Source organism: Mycobacterium sp. 852002-51971_SCH5477799-a (genome assembly GCF_001667145.1).
Taxonomy (GTDB): Bacteria; Actinomycetota; Actinomycetes; order Mycobacteriales; family Mycobacteriaceae; genus Mycobacterium.
The window spans coordinates 15,202-39,395 of the sequence record NZ_LZIF01000053.1; the positions used below are offsets into that span (position 1 = coordinate 15,202).

The following is a 24,194-nucleotide window of genomic DNA, read 5'->3' on the forward strand; positions in this document are numbered from 1 at the left end:
CGATCGCGCAGGATCGCCGCCCTACCGTCTAGTCGAATTCGGGTTTCTCGTCGCGGCTGCGCTTGAGCTCGAAGAAATGCGGATACGACGCGAAGGCCACCGAGGCGTCCCACAGCTTGCCCGCTTCCTCACCGCGCGGAATCTTGGAGAGCACCGGCCCGAAGAAGGCCACATCGTTGACGTGAATGGTCGGGGTGCCGACGTCGTCGCCCACCGCATCCATGCCGGCGTGGTGGCTCTTGCGCAGCGCCTCGTCGTACTCGTCGCTGTTCGCGGCCTCCGCCAACTCGGCCGGCAAGCCCACCTCCGCCAGCGACTGCTTGATGACGTCATCCAAGTCTTTGTTGCCCTTGTTGTGAATTTGGGTGCCCATCGCGGTGTACAGCGGCGCGAGGACCTCGGCACCGTGGGCCTGCTCGGCCGCGATCGCCACCCGCACCGGGCCGAAGGCCTTCGCCAACCGGTCGCGGTATTCGTCAGGCAGACCCTCCCGGTTTTCGTTGAGCACGGCCAAGCTCATCACGTGGAAGTTGACGTCGATGTCGCGAACCTGCTCCACCTCGAGGATCCAGCGCGAGGTGATCCACGCCCACGGACATAGCGGATCGAACCAAAAATCGGCTTTGTTCTTCGCGGCGGCGGTCGCAGGCATGGCGGGTCCTTTCGTCGGTTGAAAGTCTGATCTGCACAACCGTAGGCGTCTACGTCCTGTTCCCGATCTGCCCGACCCGTAAGTTGGACATGTGGCTCTCCCCAACCTCACCCGCGAACAAGCAGTCGAGCGCGCCGCCCTCATCACCGTCGCCAGCTATCAGATCGACCTCGATCTCACCGACGGCTCCGGCGCGCCCGGCGAACGGACCTTCCGCTCGGTCACCACGGTGGTGTTCGACGCGCTTGCCGGCGCCGACTCGGTCATCGACATCGCCGCCGACACCATCCGCAGCGCCACGCTCAACGGGCGCGATCTGGATGTCTCCGGCTACGACGAGTCGACGGGCATTCCCTTGCGCGGGCTGGCCGACCGCAACGTCGTCGTCGTCGATGCGGACTGCCACTACTCCAACACCGGAGAGGGGCTGCATCGATTCGTCGACCCGGTGGACAACGAGACCTATCTGTACTCACAGTTCGAAACCGCCGATGCCAAGCGCATGTTCGCGTGCTTCGACCAGCCGGACCTGAAGGCGACGTTCGATATGCGAGTGATCGCGCCCGCGCATTGGAAGGTGATCTCCAATGGCGCGACGGTGTCGGTGATCGACGGCCTGCACACCTTCGCCACCACGCCGCGGATGAGCACCTACCTGGTCGCGTTGATCGCAGGCCCATACGCCGAGTGGAACGACACCTACACCGACGAGCACGGCGAGATCCCGCTGGGCATCTTCTGCCGCTCCTCACTGGCCCAACACATGGACGCCGAGCGGCTCTTCACCCAGACCAAGCAGGGATTTGGCTTCTACCACAACAACTTCGGCATGCCCTACGCATTCGGGAAATACGATCAGCTGTTCGTCCCCGAATTCAACGCCGGCGCAATGGAAAACGCGGGCGCGGTGACGTTCCTCGAGGACTACGTCTTTCGCAGCAAGGTCACCCGGGCCTCCTACGAGCGGCGCGCCGAGACCGTGCTCCACGAGATGGCGCACATGTGGTTCGGGGACTTGGTCACCATGACGTGGTGGGACGACCTGTGGCTGAACGAGTCGTTCGCGACCTTCTCATCGGTGCTGTGCCAAAGCGAGGCAACCGAGTTCACCGAGGCGTGGACGACTTTTGCGACCGTCGAGAAGTCGTGGGCGTACCGCCAAGACCAGTTGCCTTCGACACATCCGATCGCCGCGGACATCCCCGACCTGGCCGCGGTCGAGGTGAACTTCGACGGCATCACCTATGCCAAAGGCGCTTCGGTGCTCAAGCAGCTCGTCGCCTACGTCGGCTTGGAGCACTTCCTGGCCGGGCTGCGTGATTACTTCCGGGCCCACGCGTTCGGCAACGCCACGTTCGACGATCTGGTCGCTGCCCTGGAGCGGGCGTCGGGACGTGACCTGTCCGACTGGGGTCAGCAGTGGCTGAAGACGACCGGACTGAACACGTTGCGGGCGGAGTTCGACGTCGACGACAACGGCGAGTTCACCCGGTTCGCGGTGAGCCAGAGCGGTGCCGCTCCGGGTGCCGGCGAGACCCGCGTGCACCGGCTGGCGGTCGGGATCTACGACGACGACGGGACCGGCAAGCTGGTGCGGGTGCACCGCGAGGAACTCGACGTCGAGGGTCCCGTCACGGAAGTCCCTGCGCTGGTTGGTGTTTCGCGTGGCCGGCTGGTGCTGGTCAATGACGACGACCTGACCTACTGCTCGCTGCGGCTGGACGCCGAGTCGCTGCACACCGCGCTGGAGCGCATCGCCGACATCGCCGAGCCGCTGCCGCGGTCGCTGGTCTGGTCGGCCGCCTGGGAGATGACGCGCGAGGCCGAACTGCGCGCCCGCGACTTCGTGGCCCTGGTCATGGGCGGCGTGCACGCCGAGTCCGAGGTCGGTGTGGCACAGCGGCTGCTGCTGCAGGCGCAGACGGCCCTGACGTCATACGCCGAGCAAGGCTGGGCGCGCGAGCACGGCTGGCCGCAGTTCGCCGACCGGCTCTTGGAGTTGGCGCGTGGCGCGCAGCCCGGCTCCGATCATCAACTCGCCTTCGTCAACACGCTGTGCTCATCGGTGCTATCGGCCAGTCATGTTGCGACACTGGCGAACCTGCTCGACCGCGGCCCCGCCGAGTCAGGACTGGCCGGCCTCGAGGTCGACACGGACCTGCGGTGGCGGATCGTCACGGCGCTGGCCACCGCGGGCAAGGTCGACGCCGACGGGCCCGCGACACCGTTCATCGATGCCGAGATTGCGCGCGACCCGACCGCCGCCGGCAAGCGCCACGGCGCCCAGGCCGCGACGGCGCGACCACAGTTGCCGGTCAAGGAGGCGGCCTGGACGACGGTGGTCGAGGACGACACCCTGGCGAACATCACCGCCCGATCGATCATCGCGGGTATCGCCCCGCCCGGGCAGGCCGACTTGCTCAAGCCGTTCACCGGACGCTATTTCGAGGCGATCTCCGGGGTCTGGGCACGCCGCTCGAGCGAGGTGGCCCAGACCGTCGTGATCGGCCTGTACCCGCACTGGGACATCAGCGACGACGGCGTCGCCGCCGCGGACAAGTTCCTGTCCGACCCGCAGGTGCCGGCCGCGTTGCGACGCCTCGTCCTCGAGGGCCAGGCGGGGGTGAAGCGTTCGTTGCGAGCGCGCCGGTTCGACGCCGCCGAGGGCTGAGCTCTCCTGTCCGGTAGAGCTAGGCCGGCGAAATACCGGCGCTCAGCACGCGAATCGCGCTGACCAGGCCGTCGACCAGGTCGCCGCGCTCGAACGCCGAAGATGCGGCGGCGACACCCAGCGGTGCGGCCGACTCGGCACCGCGGCCGCGAACCTGCGTGCCGTAGACCACCTCGATGACCTTCTGGTCGGGCGAGACGGCCAGCAGCACTGCGTTTTCCGGCGTCGGCACGTCGGCCAGGATCTCGCGGGCCCGCGCGGCGGTGTCGCTGCCCAGGTCGCCCAGATAGATCGCGAAGCGCGTCTTGGACGCCCGCGAGCCGAACTTCAGGGCATCGTCCACGGCGACCAGGTCTTTGGTCGAGAACGGGAATTGCACCGAGAGTTCGCCCGGCTCGGTGACTCCGGAGATCCGTCCGCTCGTGGTGATCACCGAGCCGTGGGGCAGCTCGGTTGGTTCCTTGGTCGCTACCTCACCACGTGCCACTGGCGCCACCTCCGACCGCGAATTCCGACGTACCGTGCCCGCCATGGCCGTGGTGGGCGTGGCCGACGTCTTCGCCGGTGGCCGCCCACAGGATCGGCGGATGCGTCCACTCCTCGCCCAACTTGTAGGCCGCCGGGTGGGGTCCCTTGTGGGACCAGATCAGCACCGACAGCACGATCACCAGCAACAGCGGTATTCCGACGATGAACAGATGGACATGCATAGGACTCACGACGCAAACCGTATCCCACGAAGCGATCTACCGGCGCGACCGGACACCAGATTGCCGATCAGGCCGCGCCCTCGCCCAGATATCGGGCCCAAGCCGGATCCAGTTCCTTGACCGTCGACAACAGCCGCCAGTGCTGCCCGGTCGGCGGCACCGGCGGGCGGCGCAGTGCCCAGCCGAGCTCGCTGAGCAGCTTGTCGCCTTTGCGGTGGTTGCAAGTCGAGCAGCACGCGACGCAGTTCTCCCAGGAATGGTCACCGCCGCGGCTGCGGGGCAGCACATGGTCGACGGTGTCCGCCTTCGCGCCGCAATAGGCGCAGCAGAACCGGTCGCGGTGCATCAGCGCGGCGCGGGTCATCGGGACGCGCGCGCGGTAAGGGACCCGGACGTACGACCGCAGCTGGATTACCGAGGGCACCACGATCGAGCTGGTCGCCGAGTGGATGACGGGGCCGGCCGGATCGTGGTGGACCACGTCGGCCTTTCCGCAGATGACCATGACGATCGCGCGGCGCATCGGCAGCGCGGTCAGCGGCTCGTAGGTGGAATTCAGCAGCAGCACCCGCCGGCGGCTCCAGATGGACGTGCCCTCGGAGCGGGCGGGCGGATGGGTTTCAACACGATGCAGCGACGACACGGTTGTGGGTCCGGTTGACCCCGCCGCGGCTACCGGATTGCGGTGGCTGCGGCGTCTCTTGCCCTGCGCCATAGATCCTCCGTCGAACAGTCCACCATGATTCGCCGCTAATCGCACCCCTATGGCAGGTGAAACGCCGTGTCCGACCGGGTGAACAGCAGGCATGGGGTCGGGCCTCCTCGGGCCGGCACTGCGGCGATGCACCACAATGGACGGCGATGGATCAGGTAGCAGACTCCTTCTACGACGCGGTCGGCGGTGCCGAGACTTTCCACGCGATCGTGTCCCGCTTTTACGCCCAGGTTCCCGAGGACGAGATCCTGCGTGAGCTGTATCCGCTGGACGATCTCGAGGGCGCGGAGGAACGCCTGCGGATGTTCCTCGAGCAGTACTGGGGCGGGCCGCGCACCTACTCCGACCGGCGCGGGCACCCCCGGCTGCGGATGCGTCACGTGCCGTTCCGGATCACTCCCCTGGCGCGCGACGCGTGGCTGCGGTGCATGCACACGGCGGTCGCGTCGATCGATTCGCAGACGCTCGACGATGAGCACCGCCGCGAGTTGCTGAACTACTTGGAAATGGCTGCCGCCTCACTGGTCAATTCGCCCTTCTAGTACCTCGCAATCGAACGGAGCACTATGAGCCCCGCAGCATGGTGGTCGAATGCGGTCTTTTACCAGGTCTATCCGCGATCGTTCGCCGACAGCAACGGCGACGGCGTCGGCGACATCGACGGGATCGTCGCCCATCTGGATCATTTGGAGCGGCTCGGAATCGATGCGATTTGGCTCAGCCCGGTCACCGTCTCCCCGATGGCCGACCACGGCTATGACGTCGCCGATCCGCGCGACATCGACCCCCTGTTCGGCGGGATGCCCGCAATCGATCGGCTGATCGCGGCGGCGCACCAGCGGGGCATCAAGATCACCATGGACGTGGTGCCCAACCACACCAGCTCTGCGCACCCGTGGTTTCAGGCGGCTCTGGCCGCCGGCCCGGGTACCGGCGCGCGGGAGCGCTACCACTTCCGCGACGGCAAGGGGCCCGACGGGGCGTTGCCGCCGAACAACTGGACGTCGGTGTTCGGCGGATCCGCCTGGACGCGGGTCGTCGAGCCGGACGGCAACCCCGGCCAGTACTACCTGCACCTCTTTGACGCCGAGCAGCCGGACCTGAACTGGGAGAACCCTGAGGTCTTCGAGGACTTCGCGACATCGCTGCGGTTCTGGCTGGATCGCGGCGTGGACGGCTTCCGCATCGACGTGGCGCACGGAATGGCCAAGCCGCCCGGCCTGCCCGATGCCAAGGCGGACGTCAAGGTGTTGAGCCACACCGACGACGACCCGCGTTTCAACAACGCAGGCGTGCACGACATCCACCGCAAAATCCGCAAGGTCGTCGACGAGTATCCCGAGGCGGTGACCATCGGCGAGGTATGGGTGATGGACAACCAGCTGTGGGCCGAGTACCTGCGGCCCGACGAACTGCACCTGGGCTTCAATTTTCGGCTGACCAAGATCGGCTTCGACGCCGGCGAAATCCGTGACGCCATCGACAACTCGCTCGCGGCCACCGCGATCTATGGCGCCGTCCCGACCTGGACCTTGTCGAACCACGACGTGGAACGCGAGGTGACCCGCTACGGCGGCGGCGAGATCGGGCTGCGCAGGGCTCGGGCCATGGCGATGGCCATGCTGGCCCTGCCGGGCACGGTGTTCATCTACAACGGCGAAGAATTGGGTCTACCCGACGTGCTGGATCTGCCCGAGGAGGTGCTGCAGGACCCGACCTGGGAACGGTCCGGACATACCCAGCGGGGCCGCGACAAGTGCCGGGTGCCGATGCCGTGGTCGGGCGAGGAGCCCCCGTTCGGATTCTCGTCGTCATCCGAGATCTGGTTGCCGATGCCCGCACAATGGGCGGCGTTGACCGTCGAGAAGCAGAGCGGCGATCCCGACTCCACCTTGTCGTTCTTCCAGCGGGCACTCGAATTGCGAAGGCACCGTGTGGAATTCGATGGTGACGGCGTCGAGTGGCTGGATGCGTCCGGTGATGTGGTGATCTTCCGGCGCCCCGGTGGGCTGATCTGCGCGCTCAACGGCGGCGACTCGCCGGTGCTCTTGCCGGGCAGCGAGCTGATGCTGGCGAGCGCACCGCTGCTGGACGGGAAACTGCCACCCGATTCCGCCGCCTGGCTGGCGTAGCCGGGCCGGATCACGCCATCGAAGTCACGGTGGGCATTTCGCGGCGGACTGCTCTATATGTTGTGCATGGCTTCCTACGAATGGACAGTGATCGGTGCCGGACCGGCGGGCATCGCCGCGGTGGGGAGGCTGCTGGATCACGGAGTCGCGGGCGACCGGATCGCCTGGATTGATCCGGCCTTCGCCGGCGGCGACATCGGCCAGAAGTGGCGGACCGTGTCCAGCAACACCCATGTCGCGCTCTTCCTGGAGTACTTCAACGGCTCCAAAGCATTTCGGTTCTCCGAAGCACCGCCCATGCCGCTCAAGGAGATCGATCCACAAGAGACCTGTGTGCTCGGTCTGGTCGCCGAACCCCTGGTATGGATCACCGAGCAGCTGCGTGAGCAGGTCGACGCCGTGACGACCACCGCCACCGCGCTGTTCCTGGAGAACAGGCGATGGCGGGTCCAGACGGGACGGCGCGACATCTTCGCCACGAACGTGATCCTGGCCGTCGGCGTAGATCCCAAAAAACTTTGCCACCCCGACATCGAGGAGATCCCCGTCGAGGTCGCCCTGGATCCCGACAAGCTGGCCGAAGAACCACTCGAAGGCGCGACGGTCGCGGTGTTCGGCTCGTCGCACTCGTCGATGATCGTGCTGCCGAACCTGTTGCGCCACCCCGTCGAGCGCATCGTCAATTTCTATCAAAGCCCCCTCAAATACGCTGTCTATCTGGACGATTGGATCCTGTTCGACGACACCGGACTGAAGGGCCAGGCGGCCGTCTGGGCGCGCGAGAACATCGATGGGGTGCTGCCCGACCGCCTCGAGCGGTGCTGGGTATCGAGCCCGGAATTCGACGAGAAGCTGGCGCAGTGCGACCGGGTGGTCTACACCGTCGGTTTCGCGCGCAGGAAGTTGCCCGAGACGCCGCAGTGGGGGCCGCTGGATTACAACCGCGTCAACGGAATATTGGCCCCCGGCCTGTTCGGGGTGGGCATCGCGTTTCCCGAGTATGCCGAAGACCCTTACGGGTACGGGCAGTTTCGCGTGGGCCTGAAGAAATTCATGGACCATCTCGACGCAGTTCTGCCGCTGTGGCTGCGCTACGGTCCCTGATCTTGGCGAGCGGACCCCGCCCGCGATCGGTTTAACTCAGCGTGATCCGTTTTGAGAAATCGCCCACGGCCGGTTCGCGTCAGCCCAGTAGCAGCGCGGGATCGCCGCGGCGGCGGTATACCGAACCGAATCGGGCGTCCAGACGCAACCACGTGGGCAGTATCCGGACTCTGATCAATTCGTCGGCGGCGACCGCATCGGGCGACTGCGGCAGAAAACCCATCGCGGTCAAGGCGAACACGCAGCGCATGGGTAGCCCGACCTGCACGTCGGCCGCGCTGACCTGAACGACCTCCTGATCGAGCAGCGACACCGGCGGTCCATGAGAACCGCTGTGCTGCTTGGCAAGTTGTGCACCGCGTTGCGCCAAATCCAGCATCACCCGGGCCGGTATGTCCTCGAGGTGGGTGAAGCCGGCTTCCGGCGGCAAGGCACCGCGCCACGCCGAATCCATCGCGAAACCCGGATCGACGTATCCCGAGGCGTCCATCGCGGAAAGGCCGCGCGCCAGCGCGTCCGCGCCCACCGACAGGTCGCCGGGCCGCGCCTCCCCGACCACCACCCTGCTGGCCAGCACGTCGAAACCCGTTGCTACCCAGGCTGTCAGTAGCCCCGGGGATCGGGTTCGGAATCGGATGATCGCGCCGTCGTCGAGTCGCAATGCGCGGTCGACGAACGCGGCCAGATCCGTGCGGTGGGCGTCCCTGGCGTCGGCGCCCAGCCATAGTCCTCGGTCGGCTACCTGATCCACCGTTGTAGATACTCCCGATGTTGTGGCGAGAGGCGCACCAGTCGCTCCTCCTCGATGTGCACTGCGGCCAGTTGCGACTCGGCGATGACGGCGGGCTTCGACTCCCGATCCGCGGCGACCGAGCGCACCTCGTAGCCCAGCGTGAAGTCGACCGCCCGCAACCGCTTGGTCCACATGGTCACCTGCAGCGGCGAATCCACCAGCCGCAGCTGGCCTTTGTAGGTCACCTTGACCTCGGCGATGAGCAACCCGATGGTCAGAATATCGACCTCGAACGCCTCTCGGAGAAATTGGACACGCGCCTCCTCGAGGATCGTGACCATCGTGGCGTGGTTGATGTGCTGATACATGTCGATGTCCGACCAGCGCACTGGCACGGGCGCGACGAAGCCGACGCTCAACTTGATGATCCTCTTCCACTGGTGCGGGTCATGCGACGGATTTGCCGCGCGGCGACCGACAGCGTCGCGAGATCCCTGTTCCCGCTTTCCTGGATCTCGATCAGCGTTCGGCGGGCCCGCTCGACTCTGGAGGCACTCAGGTGCTCCCACTCGGCGATCTTCTCTTCACCGCTTTCGTCCGGCTCCCCTACGGCGAGCACATCGAAGCACAGCGATCGCAGCGAAGCATAGATGTCGTCACGAATCGCCAAGCGGGCCAGGGAGTGCCAGCGGTCCCGGCGCGGCAGTTCCGACACCGCCGTCAAGAGTCCGTCGGTGCCGAGCCGGTCCATGAGCGCGAAGTAGGTGTCTGCCACCTCGGCGGCGTCGATGTCGCTGATGTCGCCGATGTCGATGATGTCGAGCAAGCTGAAGCGGTAGAGCCCGGCGGCCACCGAATAGGCGAGGTCTTCGGGCGCGCCCTGGGCGGTGAATTCCGCGGCTTCCTTTTCGACGATGGCCTTGTCGTCACCGCGCAGCCACTCCGACATGCGCGGCGTCAGCGCCTGGACCTTGGCGGCGAACCGGTTGATCTCGGCGCCGACCGCCAGCGGCTGCGGACGGTAGTTGAGCAGCCAGCGCCCGGCGCGGTCGATCAGCCGCCGGGTGTCCAGCGTGAGCCGATCCGACAGTGCGACGGGCAGTTTCGCCGCGCGAATGCGTCGCCATGTCGCTCCCACCGCGAAGATGGCGTCGGTGGCGACGTAGGTACGGACCGCGTCGACCGACCCGACCCCGACGTCTTCGACGATCCGGAAGGCGTAGCTGATCCCGGCGGCGTCCACCAGATCGTTGATCAGCATGGTGGTGACGATCTCGCGGCGCAGCTGATGCGTGCGGATCTCCGGAGTAAACCGTTCCCGCAGAGGTTTCGGGAAGTACAGCGGCAGCCGGGAGGCGAACACGTCCTGCTCGGTCAGCTCGGTCTGGAGCATCTCCTCCTTGAGCCCCAGCTTCACGTGTGCCATCAGGGTGCACATCTCCGGTGAGGTGAGCCCGATGCCGGCCTCCGCCCGCCGCGCGATCTCCTTCTCCGAGGGCAGCGCTTCCAGGTCGCGGTGGATGCCGCGCTCGTCGACCAGGTATTGAATCATCCTGGCGTGCACCGGCAGCAGGCTCGCCGCGTTCGCGCGGCTGGTGCCGATCAGGTCGTTCTGGTCGTCGTTGTCGGCGAGCACCAGCTGTGCAACCTCGTCGGTCATCGACTCCAGCAGCGGTTTTCGCTCCTCGGGTTTGACCTTGCCGGCGGTCACCAGGGAGTCGATCAGGATCTTGATGTTGACCTCGTGATCCGAACAGTCAACACCGGCCGAGTTGTCCATCGCATCGGTGTTGATCCGGCCACCTGCCAAGTCGAACTCGACACGACCCAGCGCGGTCACCCCGAGGTTGCCGCCTTCGCCAATCACCTTGGCGCGCACCTGGCTTCCGTTGACCCGAACCGGATCGTTGGCGCGGTCGCCGACGTCGGCGTCGGATTCGGACTCCGCCTTGATGTAGGTGCCGATGCCGCCGTTGAAGAGCAGGTCCACCGGCGCCTGGAGAATCGCCTTGATCAGGTTGGGCGGGGTCATCTCGGTGACCCCCTCCTCCGACCCCTCGATCCCCAACGCAGCGCGAACCTGGGGGCTGACCGGGATCGCCTTGTGCTCCCTGCTGTACACGCCGCCGCCCTCACTGATCAGCGATGTGTCGTAGTCCTCCCAGCTGGACCGCGGTAGGTCGAACATCCGTTTGCGTTCCTCCCACGAGCCCGCGGCGTCGGGGTCGGGGTCCAGGAAGATGTGCCGGTGGTCGAAGGCCGCGAGCAACCTGATGTGCTTGCTCAGCAGCATGCCGTTGCCGAAGACGTCGCCGCTCATGTCGCCGATACCCACTACGGTGAAGTCCTCGGCCTGCGTGTCGACGTCCATCTCGCGGAAGTGCCGCTTGACGGCCTCCCACGCGCCCTTGGCGGTGATGCCCATGGCCTTGTGGTCGTAGCCGACCGACCCGCCGGACGCGAACGCATCACCCAGCCAGAATCCGTAAGACTTCGCGACGTCGTTGGCGATATCGGAGAACGTGGCGGTGCCTTTGTCCGCCGCCACCACCAGGTACGCGTCGTCACCATCGCGGCGAATGACTTCCGTTGGGGGGCTGACCTTTCCGGTCGCGTGGTCGACATTGTCGGTGATATCAAGCAGGCCGGAGATGAACAGCTGGTAGCAGGCGACGCCCTCGGCGCGGCTGGCTTCGCGGTCGGCGGCGGCGTCGCCGGTGGGCAGTGGGGGTCGCTTGAGGACGAATCCGCCCTTTGCGCCGACGGGCACGATGACGGCGTTCTTGACCGCTTGCGCTTTGACCAGGCCCAGGATTTCGGTGCGGAAGTCGTCGCGACGATCCGACCAGCGCAGGCCACCGCGGGCCACCGGTCCAAACCGCAGGTGCACGCCTTCGACTCGGGGCGAGTAGACGAAGATCTCGTATTTGGGACGCGGCAGTGGCAGCTCGTCGACCAGCTGGGCGTCCAGCTTGATCGCCAGCACGTTGCGGGCCCGGGCCGAACCCTCGTTTGTGACAAAGTAATTGGTGCGCAACGTGGCCTGCACCAGCGATGCGAAGGCACGCAGGATGCGGTCGGTGTCCAGGCCCACCAGTGCGTCGATGTCGGCGGCGACCGCGGCGGCGGCGGCCTGCGCATCGCGGTTCCCCGACGAATCGGGGCTCGGGTCGAACAGCGCCTCGAAGAGCGCGACCAGCGATCGTGCGGTCGAGGGGTGCTCGTTGAGCACCGACTCGATGTGGGACTGGCTGTAGGGAAAGTTCGCCTGCCGCAGATACTTTGCATAGGCCCGCAACAGCACGACCTGCTGCCATCGAAGGCCCGCGCGCATCACCAACTCGTTGAACCGGTCAGTCTCCAGCCGGCCCTGCCAAATCGCGGTGACCGCGTCCGCGAACCGCTCTGCCATCGCGTCGCGCTCGGCTTGCGTCGAGGCGAGCCGGATGGTGGGGTGTGGTGAGATCTTGAACTGATAGATCCACACCGGCAGGCCATCGGACCGGTTGACCGTGAAGGGGCGCTCCTCGAGCACCACCACGCCCATGCTTTGCAGCATCGGCAACAGCTGGCTCAGCGAGGCGGTGCGTCCGCCCATGAACCAGGTCAGCTGCGCGGTCCCGTCGTCGCCTTCGATGAACACCAGCTTGACCGAGTTATCTTGCAGCCCATTGATGATGGCGATGTGGTCGATGGCGTCTGCCGGGGTCACGGCCTGCTTGTAGACCTCGGGAAAGGCGGCCGCGTAGTACTCGGCGTCGGCGTGCCCCACCGAGCCTTCGGCGGCCGCGGCGACCAGCCGGTCGGCCCAGGTTCGCGCGGCTTCGCTCAGTAACGCCTGGATGCGGATCCGGTTGTCTTCGGAAACGTCGACCGGCGCCACATCGGACCCACCGGACGGCAGGCGAACCATGAAATGCATTAGCGCCCAGGGCGATTCGCTGACCCGAGCGGTGAATTCCAGTCGGGTGCCGCCGAATTCGTGCACCAGGATGTCTTCGATCTGCAGCCGCACCGCCGTGGTGTAGCGGTCGCGCGGCAGGTAGACCAGGCAGGAAACGAAATACTGCAGGCGGTCGGCGCGCAGGAACAGCAACGCGTTTCGTTGCGGTCCCAGATCCACCACCGCCTTGGCCATCGCCAGCAGTCGTTCGGCACTGAGCGTGAACAGCTCCGAGCGGGGGACGGTCTGGATGACGTCGAGCAGCAGCTGGCCCGGGTGTATCGGGTCGCTGTCGGCCATTGCCAGCGCATCGCGGACCCGGCGAGAAATCGTCGGAATTTCCAGGACATCGGCGTTCATCGCCGCCACCGTGAACAGCCCGACGAAGCGGTGTTCGATCACGGCACCGTCTACATATTCACGAACCGCGATGGCATACGGGTAGGCGCCGTAGCGCAGATAGCTGCCCACCACGGACTGCGCCAGCACCAGCAATCTGTCGTCGTCGGTGAGCCGGGGACGCGAGCCGGTGCGGGTGCGCAGCACGCCGAGGCCGGGCGTCCCGTCGCCGGAGACATGCCCGTCGTGCACATGGCAGCGCTGGTAGCCGAGCAGCAGGAAGTTGCCGTTGGTCAGCCAGCGCAGCAGCGCCGCGACGTCGTCGCGGTCCGGCGCCGAGAAGTGATCGTCGGCGTTGGCCTCGACTTGCGCGGCCAGATCCTTCAGCGCGGCGATCAGACTCGATGCGTCGCTGGCGACCTGCTGCACGTCGGCCAGCACCTTGGGCAACAGCCGTTCGACCTCGGTGAGGCCCTTGCTGTCGACCGATGGCAGCAGTTGCACGTGTATCCAGGCCTCGCCGGCGTATTGCGACGCGCCTTCCGCTTTCGCCTCGACGCGCAGCAGGTCGCCGTCAGGGCTGCGCTTCACGTCGAACACCGGCGTCATGATGGCCGTGTACGGGACGCCGAGCCGGTGCAGCAGCACGGTGACGGAGTCCATCAGCATGCCGCCGTGATCGGTGACGACTTGCAGGGCGGGCCCGAAACCGGCCGGGTCTTCCGCCGAGTACACCGCGACGCGGCTCTCGCCGTCGGGGCGGTGCAGGCCGAGCCGATAGTGCGCGCTGAGCATGGCCGGGGTCACGATCGCCGCGGGCACGGTCAGATCGATGGGCCTGGTTTCCGCGCCCCCCGACTCGTCGCTATGCGGACCCCGATAGCTTTCGACGTAGGCTTTCGAGATCCACTCAGGAATGTCCTGCTGCTGGGTGAAGGTGGTCCACGCCTCGAGACCTTGTCTGGCTCCGGGATCGATCGTCATGCCGATAGCTCCCAACTGGCGAGGGATGTCAGTGCGCTGGGTCGCCCCGTTCCGTGGCAATGCGGGGCAGAGCTGACACTAGTCGCGCGTGAGCTTGCGGTGGGTCACTCTGTGCGGCCGTGCCGCTTCGGCTCCGAGCCGCTCGATTTTGTTCTCCTCGTAGGCACCGAAGTTGCCCTCGAACCAGAACCACTTGGCCTCGTTGTCGTCGTCACCCTCCCAGGCCAGGATGTGCGTGCAGGTGCGGTCCAGGAACCATCGGTCGTGCGAGATCACCACCGCGCAGCCGGGGAATTGCTCGAGGGCGTTCTCCAGCGAACTCAGCGTTTCGACGTCGAGGTCGTTGGTGGGCTCGTCGAGCAGCATGAGGTTTCCGCCCTGTTTGAGCGTCAGCGCGAGGTTGAGCCTGTTGCGCTCGCCACCGGAGAGCACGCCGGCCGGCTTCTGTTGGTCCGGGCCCTTGAACCCGAACGCCGACACGTAGGCCCGCGACGGCACCTCAGTCTGGCCGACGATGATGTGATCCAGCCCGTCGGACACGACTTCCCATACAGTCTTTTTGGGATCGATCCCGGCGCGCGTCTGGTCGACGTAGCTGAGCTTGACGGTCTCGCCGACTTTGACCGTGCCGCTGTCCGGCTGCTCGAGGCCGACGATGGTTTTGAACAGGGTGGTCTTACCGACCCCGTTGGGCCCGATGACGCCGACGATGCCGTTGCGCGGCAACGTGAACGAGAGGTCCTTGATCAGGGTGCGGCCGTCGTAGCCCTTGTCGAGATGGTCGACCTCGACCACGACGTTGCCCAGCCGCGGTCCGACCGGGATCTGGATCTCCTCGAAGTCGAGCTTGCGCGTCTTCTCGGCCTCGGCGGCCATCTCTTCGTAGCGCTGCAGCCGCGCCTTGCTCTTGGCCTGACGCGCCTTGGCCCCGGAGCGCACCCACGCCAGCTCCTCCGTCAACCGCTTCTGCAGCTTGGCGTCCTTGCGTCCCTGCACCGCCAGCCGCTCGGCCTTCTTCTCCAGGTACGTGGAGTAGTTGCCCTCGTACGGATAGGCGCGGCCACGGTCCAGTTCCAAGATCCATTCGGCGACGTTGTCCAGGAAGTACCGGTCGTGGGTGACCGCCAGGATCGCGCCCGCGTAGGAGGCGAGGTGCTGCTCGAGCCACTGCACGCTCTCGGCGTCCAGGTGGTTGGTGGGCTCGTCGAGCAGCAGCAGGTCGGGCTTGGACAGCAGCAGTTTGCACAGCGCGACGCGGCGACGTTCGCCACCGGACAGGTTCGTCACCGGCTCGTCGGGCGGGGGGCAGCGCAGCGCGTCCATGGCCTGCTCCAGCTGCGAATCGAGGTCCCACGCGTCGGCGTGGTCGAGCTCCTCCTGCAGCCGGCCCATCTCCTCCATCAACTCGTCGGTGTAGTCGGTGGCCATCAACTCGGCGACTTCGTTAAAGCGGTCGAGCTTGACCTTGATCTCGCCCAGGCCTTCTTCCACGTTGCCGCGAACGGTTTTCTCCTCGTTCAGCGGGGGCTCCTGTAGCAGGATGCCGACGGTCGCGTCGTTGGCCAGGAAGGCATCACCGTTGTTCGGCTTGTCCAGGCCCGCCATGATCCGCAAGACGCTCGACTTGCCGGCGCCGTTGGGCCCAACGACACCGATCTTGGCACCTGGATAGAAGCTCAACGTGACGTCGTCCAGGATCACTTTGTCGCCGTGCGCCTTGCGGACCTTTTTCATCGTGTAGATGAACTCAGCCATGCCGCGGTTATGCCTTTCTGATTTGCGAAGCGATCTCGCGGACCATCCTAGGCATCGCCCGGCGGCGGAAGCGCGCCGCTAAGCGGTCAGCGGCAGCGGGCCCGTGTCGGCGGACTCGGCGTCATCGGCCTCAGCGTCCTCACCAGCGGCGTCGGACGCATCAGCTGGCGGTGTGGCGGCCTCCGTGGTCGGACCGGTGTAACCGGGCTTCTCGATGCGCACGATCGCGCGCGACACATCGGGCCCGACAGCGGTGGCGCGCATCTCCAGCGAAGACCGGCGGTTGCCGTCACGGTCCTCGTACTCGCTGGTGTATACGTGGCCCACCACGATCACCGGTGCGCCCTTGCCCAATGCGGCACCCACGCCCGTGACCAGCTTGCCCCAGCAGTTGACGTTGATGAAGAGCGAATTGCCGGGCTCCCAGCCGCCGTCGGCAGTGCGCCGCCGGGAATTGCTGGCGACGCGGAACTTGATGACCTCCTGGGTGCCGACCTGTCGACGTTCGGGGTTGTTGACGATGTGACCGACGACGGTAAGCGGAGTTTCGAACATGGGCTGATCCCTTCTCGATTGCATTGGCTATGGCTGCCAGTAGGCCCGGCGCCACCGACGAATGCTGCGGGGAACGGCCCGGAGATCGGCCGTCGCTGTGGATGAAAGCGGAACTGTGGATCAGTCGGGATCGGCCGGGCCGGATCGCTTGGGCTTCTCGCCCTGCGCCAGCTGCGCCAGCATCGCGTTGTAGGCCACCAGCTCGGCGTCGTCGTCGCGCTCGGCGGCCCGGTCCAACCGCGTGGCGGTGCGCCGGTCGCTGCGCGCCCACTGGATGAGCAACGCGAGCATGACGATCACAAGGGGAAATTCCCCCGCTGCCCAGGCGATGCCCCCGCCCAGTCGCTGATCGCCCAGCAGGTCGGTGTGCCAGCTCAGGCCCAGCGAACGGTAGTAGTCGGCGCCGAGCACCTTCTTGGTGCCCATCAGCACCACCCCAAAAAAGGCGTGCAGCGGCAGCGAGGCGAACACCACGGCCACCTTTGCCAGCGGCGGGATCGGTCGCGGCGTCGGGTCGACCCCGATCACCACCCAATAGAACAGATAGCCGCTCAGCAGGAAGTGCACGTTCATCGCCAAGTGCCCGGCGTGGCTGCTCGCGGTGGTGTCGAAAAGGTTCGACAGATATAGCCCGTAGAACCCGGCGACGAACAGCACGGTGGCCACCACCGGGTTGGTGAGGAACCGGGAGAAGCGGCTGTGCAGCGCGGCCAACAGCCATTCCCGCATGCCCGGCGGATCGTCACGGCCGGCCGCGGGCAGCGCCCGCAACCCCAGGGTGACCGGCGCGCCGAGCACCAGCAGGATCGGGATCAGCATCGACAGGCACATGTGGACCACCATGTGCATGCTGAACATCGCCGGCATGTAGCGGCCGACACCCGACGACGTCGCGAACAGCAACACCAGGCAGCCGAGCAGCCACGAAAAAGTCCGGCCCGGCGGCCACTTGTCGCCGCGGCGGCGCAGCCGCACCAACGCGGCCACATACAGCGCTGCGAAGACGACGGCCGCAGAACCGAAAATCAGGTCGAAGCGCCAGTCGAACAGGATGCGCGCCACCGTGGGCGGCCCGTCGAAGTCGTATCCGATCTCGGCTTCGGGAATCGACGGCAACCGGGCCGGGGGTGGTGGCGGCGGGGTGCGGCCCAGCCCGACGGCGATGCCGAAGGTGAGGCCGAAGATGGCGGCCTCGATCAACGTCAGCCGCAGCAGCGCGCCACGCCCGTGACTCGGATCCGCTTGCAGCGCGGCCACACTCACGCGACGCTGGCGCCAGCCCAGCACCCCCAGCAGGCACAGCGCGACGAACTTGGCGGTCACCAGCCGGCCATAGTCGGTGCTGAACAGGTCGGACGGCTGGACCCGGACCAGGGCGTTGACCAGTCCACTGCCCGCCATCGCGACCCAACACCACAGCGCGATCATCGAGAAACGCCGGGCGGCCAGCCCGAGGTGATCACCGCCGCGCAGCGCGTGGGCAAGCAGGGCGAGCAGGCCGCCGGCCCACAGGCTGGCGGCGACCAGGTGGATCAGCAGGCCATTGGTGGCCAGGTCGTGCGAACCGCCGGCCGACGAATGACCGGTCAGCCCCAGCGGAATCAACGTCACCACCGAGGCGGCGACCAGCACGGGGGTCCACGACCAGCGCAGCACCGACAGGCTCGCCAGCGTGATCACCGCGGCGAGGATCGCGGTCCAGCGCCACGCGGAGGCGTTGCTGATCAGACCCGCCAGCGACCACATCCGCGTCGGGCTGATGTCGGCGACGGGATGACCGGACACGTCGGAGATGGTCAGCGGGACGAGGACGGCGGCGCACACCGCCCACACCCCCGACGCCACCGTCCCGAGCCGAAGGGCCCGATAGCCGCCGGCGTCGAGGACACCGTTGCGCTGTGGCGGCACCAGAAATGCTGCAAACAGAAAGGACCCGACCGCCAGCACCGCGGCGATCTCACCCGCCGCCCGGACGAAGGGCAGCCCCAGCGTGGTCACCTGACCCGGATCGGGTAGGCCCGTCACGGTCAGCGCGCTGGCCAACGAGAGCGTCCCGATGCCCGCGGCCGTGCAGCCCGCCAGCACGGCCACCCCGACCAGGACCGGCCACACCAGCGTGCGGCGCTGGGCAGAGGCCTTGGTCGAGGCCGTGCCGGCCGGCGGGGCGACGGTCATCTGTCCAGGGTATGGGCGGACCACCGGCTACCGGGTCTGGCTGTCCAGAAGGTCCTGACGCGCCTTGTCCTCCCGGGCGACGAACTGATCACGCGCGATCTGCCCGACGTATCTGAAGTCATGCAGGATGTCGCGCAGCTCTTTCAGGAAGGCGCCTCGCCTTTCCGCCAGGTCTGGGGCGGGCGCGATCAAGTCCTGGTCGTCGACGACCTGGCGGGCGGTGGCGAACAACAGCGTCGACACCGATTCGCTGCTGCGAACCCGGGTCTGCGCCACGTACTGCCTGCCGACGCCCAGCGCCAAGGCGGTCAGTTCCTTGTGTCCGATGTCCGCCGGTGCGTCACACAGCACGTCGGCGACGATCTCATAGGCCTCGAAGAACACCCGCAGCATCGCTTCCGCCATCAGCGGACGCATCGAGAACAACAGCGAGCGGATCTCGTCACCCCCGGCGGCGACGTGAGCTTCCCAATTGTTGTGCCACGCCATCTCTTCGGCGATGTTGTCCCGGAAGGTCGCCGAGTCCGCGAAATAGAAGTCGAACTTCAGCAGATCGCGCAGCCGCATTGCCTGGCCCCAGAAGGCCTCCATGCGGTCGCCGTCGGCGTGGCGGGCGTGTGCCAGCGCAAGCTCGACGATCGACGTTTCCAGGAAGGCGTGGATCACAGAGTTGCGGTAGAAGGCCGCGGCGTGCTGTTCTTCGGGCGCGATGCGCCACACCGGTTCCCGGCCGCCGTCGACCCGGGTGATGGGGTGACCGTGGGACAGTGCATCGACCGCCGCGCGCACCCCGTCGCGCCTGCGCAACCGCAACGCGCTGGTCGACATCGGGTCTTGTTTGCGTTCCAGGTAATCCAGGGAGTCCTGCAGGGTGTGGTGCAGCTGACCGAGCGTCAAAGCCGCACCGCGGGTGGTCAGCAACAGTGCGCAGACCAGGCCCGTTGCCGTCACCGGCGTCGCTTGCAGTATTCGCCAGGCGACCTCGAACGACATCTTCTGCAGCGCTAGACGTTTGGCGTCCGGGTCATGGGACATTGGGCCGTGCGGAGCGCCCAGGTACTGGCGCATCGACACGGCTTCGGGGAACCGGACGTAGATCTTGCCGTAGTTGCGTTCACCCTGCGCGCGGATGAAGTTGTACAGCCAGCCCACGCCTTCGGAAGTCTTTTCACCGCCGCGGGCGTAGGCGGCGTATTCGGCGGTCTCGTGCAGCTGGTCGAAGCTGATCGAGACCGGTTGCAGCAGAATATCTTCGCTGCGGCCGTCCAGGTAGGCGTCCGCCACGTAGGCCAGCAGGCCGAGTTTGGGTGGCAGCATCTTCCCGGTTCGCGAGCGGGTGCCCTCGATGGACCAACTCAGATTGAACCGCTTCTCGACGATATAACCGACGTATTCGCGCAGCACATACTTGTAGAGCTGGTCGTTGCCGATATTGCGGCGGATGAAGATGACACCGGAACGCCGTAGCAACGGCCCCATCGCTCCGAACGACAAATTGATGCCGGCGAACACGTGCACCGGCGGTAACCGGTTCTCCTGCATGGCAACCGGCACCACGGCGCCGTCGATGTAGGAGCGGTGGGAGAACAACAACACCGCCGGGTGAGCTTCCAGGCCGGCCCGCATTGCCGCAACCTGAAAGCCGTCGTAGTCGATCTCGGGATCGAACCCGCGGCTGAGCATTCTGCCGAGAACCCCGACGAGGTCGACCGATGCCCTGCTCCACCCGGTGGCGAGTTCGTCGAGCATCTTTCCGGCTTCGTCGACGGTCGCGCCGGGGATTTTGGCCAGGCCGGCACGAAACCGGTTGGACGCCAGTATTTCCGGCTTCACCAACCGCGGCGACTTGTACTGCGGTCCGAGGATTCGGTACTCGACGCGTTCCATCGCCAAGATGGCGCGGCGGATCACGAATTGGGCGAAGTCGTTCTTGTCTTCTCCGACCGTTGTGTCGCGCCACTGCCGGCGCAGTTCGGAGACGGTGGCCGCCTCACCGGCCACCACCCGTGCGCGCTGGGGAGCGCTCCGCACTATCTGTTCTTGCTGACGGTGGTTGGGGTGGTAGGGATCCCGGCCGGGGAGCAGCCCGGCCAGTTTGGCGAGACGGCCGCGATCGGGCTCCGGCAGCCAGAACACTCGCACCGGCACGATCGAGCGGTCCTGTCCGGATTCGAGCTGTTCGGCCAGGGCATGCATCGCTTCCGGCGGCGCGTCGAGCGCCGGCAGCTTCACCAAGCCGAAATCCGCTCCGGGATGGTCGGCGCGCTGGTGATCCAGCCACGCCGTCACCAGTTCCGTCTCGACCGGCGAGGCCATCGACGCCAATACCAGCGAGTCTCTTCCGGTAAGAACCGCGCTGCTATCTGCAGCCGGTTCGGTCACGGATTCCCTCGGGGCGGCGAATCCGGTGGCTCGGCGCCGGGGGCCGCCGCCTCGGCGGCGGGTCGTTGCACCTCGCCGTCGTTGAGGGCGGCCTGGGACTCATGCGAAGTTGCCTTGGGCGGCTTCGCTTTTGACGCGGCCTTCTTGGCCGGTGCCTTCTTAGCCGGCGCCTTCTTAGCCGGCGCCTTCTTGGCCGGCGCCTTCTTAGCCGGCGCCTTCTTAGCCGGCGCCTTCTTAGCCGGCGCCTTCTTAGCCGGCGCCTTCTTGGCCGGCGCCTTCTTGGCCGGCGCCTTCTTGGCCGCCGCCTTCTTGGCCGCCGCCTTCTTCTCGGCGAAAAGATCCACCTCGGGAAGTTCGTCGACGGGCCAATTGGCGAGGGTGTCCAGGTACAGCTGGCGAACCTCGGCTATGCGCTCCGGCAGCGTGTCGAGCGTCCAGTCCTGTACCGAGATCGGCGGAAAGACCGCGATGTCGACTGTCCCCGGATTGATGACGGTCGAGTTCCGGGCGGCAACGAGCTCGGCGTTGCGGATCACGATCGGAACGATCGGGATGCCGGCGGCCATCGCGAGACGAAATGGACCCTTTTTGAAGGGGCCGACCTCATTGGTGTCCAGCCGGGTGCCTTCCGGCGCCATCACAATGGAAAGTCCGTTCTTGGCCCGCTCTTCGACCGTGCGCATCGTCTCCAGCGCGGAGGCCGAATCGTCTCGGTCGATGAAAACCCCGTCCAACGCTTTGCCGAGCAGGGCCATGATCGGATTCTTCTGTAATTCCTTCTTGGCCACGGCAACCCAGTTGTCGTTGACCAGCGCACCCGCGATCACCGGGTCCACCTGATTGCGGTGGTTGTAGATGAAAACGGCCGGACGTTGCGCGGTCAGATTCTCTCTCCCGACGACATTGAGGTGCACTCCCGTGGTCGCCAGCACGGTTTGGGAAAAAATGGAAGTAAAGAAATTGGCGCCCCGCCGCCGGCTACCGGTCAGCACACCCATTGCCACTGCGCCGGCGCCGACGGGGACAATCGAGCCCAGTCCGGCAAGGGTGCGCACCTGCCGTCGCAGACCCACCGGACCTCGGCTGCTGAATCTCAAGATGGGCCAACCGCGGCGCTTGGCCACCGCCGCCATCTTGCCTTCGGGATTCGTCGGCCGGGGATTACCGACCAGATACATCAGGGCGACGTCCTCGTCACCGTCGGCGTAGAAGTAGCTGTCCTTGAGATCGATGCCGTGCTCGGCGGCAAAGCGTTGTACCGCGGCGGCTTTGCCCGGACCCCACAGGATCGGCTTCTCGACGCCACCCGTGAGCATGCCGTCCTCGGTGGTCTCGAACTTGTTGGTGAGCATGTTGGCAATGCCGAGGAAACGCGCGACGGGGTTGACCTGGATGGTCAGCGCCGACGAGCTGAGCACCACGGTGTGGCCGCGGGCCGTGTGGGCACGCACCAGCTCGCGCATCTCCGGGTAGATCCGTGACTCGATCCGCTGGACGAAAAGCCGCTCACCGATCTCTTCCAGGTCGTCGAGCAGTCGCCCGGTCAGCGCCGCTGCGGCCTTACCGATGAGGTCCTCGAACTCGATACGACCGAGGGTGTGGCTCAGGCCGGCCTGCACCATGCCGAGCAGTTCCCCCACGCCCATGTCGCGCCGCAGCAAACGCTCCTGAGTCAGGATGACCGCGGTGAACCCGGCGACCAATGTCCCGTCCAGGTCGAAAAACGCGCCGATCTTCGGCCCGGCGGGGCTGGCCATAATCTCCGCCACCGAACCGGGCAGGCGCATGTCCGATCCGGGGGTTTCGCGGTTGTCTCCCTGTGCTTTCGAGGCGCTCATGAGCCCGCCACCGATCGAGACGACACGGCCGGCTCGGTGAACGAGGCGGGCACCGCTTGCGGTGGTGGGTCGCCTGCCAGTGCCAGGATCTCGTCGAAACCTTCCAGCAGGCACTGAGCGAACAACGAATCGTTTCGCACCGAGGCCCTGTCGTAGCGCACGGTGATGGTGCACCACCCGCCCCGCGAAATCAGCACAACCATCATCGCCACACCGGGCAGTGGTCCGATACCGTACTGGCGCAAGACCTTTGCGCCGGCGATGTAGGTGTCCCCAGGGAAGGCCGGCACATTGCTGGCCTGCACGTCGGAGCCGATCACCGAGCCGGTGATCCCTTCCAGCACCGCGGTCGGCAAGACGCTGAGCACCGGCGCCATCGAACCGACGATGTTCATCGCGGGCTCGTCGCGGCGCTGCGTCATCTGCGCGCGAATCTTCTTCATCCGGGAAACGGGGTCGGCGGTGCCGATCGGCGCCGCCAGGTTGACGCCGGTGAATCGGTTGCCGCCGGCCGTATCCGCTTCGGCCCGCAGGTTGACCGGCACCGCCATTGGCAGCGTGCTGATCGGCACGCCGAACGCCTCGTGGTAACGGCGCAAGGCGCCACACAGCCCGGCGAGGTAGGCGTCGTTGATCGACCCGCCGCCGGCTTTCGCGGCTTTGTGCAAGTCGGCCAGCGGAATATCGATCGCCTCGCTGCGGGTTACCAGGCTGCGCCGACGCAGCAGCGGCGACGGCTCGGCGGCCCGGTTGAGCACCCTCATGCCCGACATGGCGTACCCAACGATGCCCGAAACGGTGGCCGTCGGTTCCAACACGGCCCGCCCGGCCGCCGATACCGCGCCGGACAGCGCACTCACGACGCCGCCGACAACGGCGAAGGGCAGGTGGTTAATGCCCTGGCGCATCAGATCATTGGATGTCAGGTCTTGCGGGACGGGCAGCGGCAGGTTCGGCCTGGGCGGTGGATTGCGTTCGAGGTCATAGATCTCGGCGAACATCTGGACCCCGCCGACACCGTCGGTGACGGCGTGGCTGACGTGCAGCAGCGCCGCGGCCTTTCCGTCGGCCAGACCGGTGACCAGAGTGGCCGTCCACAGCGGACGCGAAATGTCCATCGGCGACTGCAGGATGAGCTCGGCGAGGTCGAATACCTCACGCAGCGTGCCGGGTTCGGACACCCGCACCCGGCGCACGTGGAAATCCAGGTTGAAATCGGGATCTACCACCCAGCGCGGCGCCGCCGTAGGCAAGGTCGGCACGACGACCTTTTGCCGCAGCCGCAGCACCCGCCGGGACGCGCTTTCGAAACGGGTGCGGAACTGTTCCCAGTCCGGTGTGTTGTCCAGGAGCTCCAGCGCCATGAGTCCCGACCGGGTGCGAGGGTTTGCCTCTCCCCTGTGCAGCAGGTAGTCGACCGGTCCGAGCTCGTCGGACAACTTGATCGCCTCGACGGCCTCAGCCATGGTCATCAGCTCGACGCGCCAACCGTGTCACCGTCGATCA

The 24,194-nt window shown here is 66.5% G+C and carries 17 protein-coding genes; 4 read left to right on the forward strand and 13 right to left on the reverse strand.

Going from position 1 to position 24,194, the window contains the following annotated elements; genetic code table 11:
* Nucleotides 1–28 precede the first annotated feature (28 nt).
* Entirely contained in the window at nt 29–652 is a 624-nt protein-coding gene (locus tag A5753_RS06365; protein ID WP_067124575.1) for a DsbA family protein, read from the reverse strand.
* A gap of 91 nt (nt 653–743) precedes the next feature.
* Here A5753_RS06365 and pepN point away from each other — a divergent pair, with 91 nt between their 5' ends.
* A complete protein-coding gene (pepN, locus tag A5753_RS06370; RefSeq protein ID WP_067124578.1) occupies nt 744–3,323 on the forward strand; it encodes an aminopeptidase N in 2,580 nt (859 codons plus the stop codon).
* Nucleotides 3,324–3,342: 19 nt separating this feature from the next.
* On the opposite strand, the gene A5753_RS06375 is transcribed toward pepN, so the two are convergent.
* The 3 genes from A5753_RS06375 to A5753_RS06385 form a co-directional block, all read right to left on the reverse strand.
* Nucleotides 3,343–3,810, reverse strand: a complete 468-nt coding sequence (locus A5753_RS06375) for a DUF5130 domain-containing protein (RefSeq protein WP_067124582.1) — start codon at nt 3,808–3,810, stop codon at nt 3,343–3,345.
* Nucleotides 3,797–4,033 carry a hypothetical protein gene (locus A5753_RS06380; protein ID WP_067124585.1) on the reverse strand — a complete coding sequence of 79 codons (237 nt, stop codon included), beginning with the start codon at nt 4,031–4,033 and terminating at the stop codon, nt 3,797–3,799. The genes A5753_RS06375 and A5753_RS06380 overlap by 14 nt, the downstream gene beginning before the upstream one ends.
* Before the next feature lie 67 nt (nt 4,034–4,100).
* Nucleotides 4,101–4,748 (reverse strand): HNH endonuclease, encoded by a 648-nt coding sequence (locus tag A5753_RS06385; RefSeq protein ID WP_067124588.1) that lies wholly within the window; start codon nt 4,746–4,748, stop codon nt 4,101–4,103.
* Nucleotides 4,749–4,894: 146 nt separating this feature from the next.
* Here A5753_RS06385 and A5753_RS06390 point away from each other — a divergent pair, with 146 nt between their 5' ends.
* The 3 genes from A5753_RS06390 to A5753_RS06400 all read left to right on the forward strand — a co-directional run bounded on the left by A5753_RS06390 (nt 4,895) and on the right by A5753_RS06400 (nt 7,984).
* On the forward strand, nt 4,895–5,290 hold the full coding sequence (locus A5753_RS06390) for a globin (RefSeq protein ID WP_067124591.1): 396 nt from the start codon (nt 4,895–4,897) through the stop codon (nt 5,288–5,290).
* A gap of 24 nt (nt 5,291–5,314) precedes the next feature.
* Entirely contained in the window at nt 5,315–6,880 is a 1,566-nt protein-coding gene (locus A5753_RS06395) for a glycoside hydrolase family 13 protein (protein WP_067124594.1), read from the forward strand.
* Between the two features lie 87 nt (nt 6,881–6,967).
* A complete protein-coding gene (locus tag A5753_RS06400; RefSeq protein ID WP_067124686.1) occupies nt 6,968–7,984 on the forward strand; it encodes a pyridine nucleotide-disulfide oxidoreductase in 1,017 nt (338 codons plus the stop codon).
* A gap of 79 nt (nt 7,985–8,063) precedes the next feature.
* Here the strand turns inward: A5753_RS06400 and A5753_RS06405 are convergent, their stop codons facing one another.
* The 9 genes from A5753_RS06405 to A5753_RS06445 all read right to left on the reverse strand — a co-directional run bounded on the left by A5753_RS06405 (nt 8,064) and on the right by A5753_RS06445 (nt 24,154).
* Nucleotides 8,064–8,735 carry a hypothetical protein gene (locus A5753_RS06405; protein ID WP_067124597.1) on the reverse strand — a complete coding sequence of 224 codons (672 nt, stop codon included), beginning with the start codon at nt 8,733–8,735 and terminating at the stop codon, nt 8,064–8,066.
* Nucleotides 8,723–9,136: a thioesterase family protein gene (locus tag A5753_RS06410; RefSeq protein WP_067124600.1), complete on the reverse strand. Its 414-nt coding sequence runs from the start codon at nt 9,134–9,136 to the stop codon at nt 8,723–8,725. The genes A5753_RS06405 and A5753_RS06410 overlap by 13 nt, the downstream gene beginning before the upstream one ends.
* Entirely contained in the window at nt 9,133–13,983 is a 4,851-nt protein-coding gene (locus tag A5753_RS06415) for an NAD-glutamate dehydrogenase (protein ID WP_067124603.1), read from the reverse strand. The genes A5753_RS06410 and A5753_RS06415 overlap by 4 nt, the downstream gene beginning before the upstream one ends.
* A 78-nt stretch (nt 13,984–14,061) precedes the next feature.
* Nucleotides 14,062–15,738, reverse strand: a complete 1,677-nt coding sequence (ettA, locus tag A5753_RS06420) for an energy-dependent translational throttle protein EttA (protein ID WP_067124605.1) — start codon at nt 15,736–15,738, stop codon at nt 14,062–14,064.
* Nucleotides 15,739–15,816: 78 nt separating this feature from the next.
* Nucleotides 15,817–16,293, reverse strand: a complete 477-nt coding sequence (locus tag A5753_RS06425) for a single-stranded DNA-binding protein (RefSeq protein WP_067124609.1) — start codon at nt 16,291–16,293, stop codon at nt 15,817–15,819.
* 120 nt (nt 16,294–16,413) lie between these two features.
* Entirely contained in the window at nt 16,414–18,468 is a 2,055-nt protein-coding gene (locus A5753_RS06430; protein ID WP_067124612.1) for a cytochrome c oxidase assembly protein, read from the reverse strand.
* A gap of 27 nt (nt 18,469–18,495) precedes the next feature.
* Nucleotides 18,496–20,850: a glycerol-3-phosphate 1-O-acyltransferase gene (locus tag A5753_RS06435; RefSeq protein WP_067124615.1), complete on the reverse strand. Its 2,355-nt coding sequence runs from the start codon at nt 20,848–20,850 to the stop codon at nt 18,496–18,498.
* Nucleotides 20,847–22,688, reverse strand: coding sequence for an HAD-IB family hydrolase/lysophospholipid acyltransferase family protein (locus A5753_RS06440; protein ID WP_067124618.1), 1,842 nt, complete (start codon nt 22,686–22,688; stop codon nt 20,847–20,849). The genes A5753_RS06435 and A5753_RS06440 overlap by 4 nt, the downstream gene beginning before the upstream one ends.
* A complete protein-coding gene (locus A5753_RS06445) occupies nt 22,685–24,154 on the reverse strand; it encodes a wax ester/triacylglycerol synthase family O-acyltransferase (RefSeq protein WP_156655973.1) in 1,470 nt (489 codons plus the stop codon). The genes A5753_RS06440 and A5753_RS06445 overlap by 4 nt, the downstream gene beginning before the upstream one ends.
* Nucleotides 24,155–24,194: the final 40 nt, after the last annotated feature.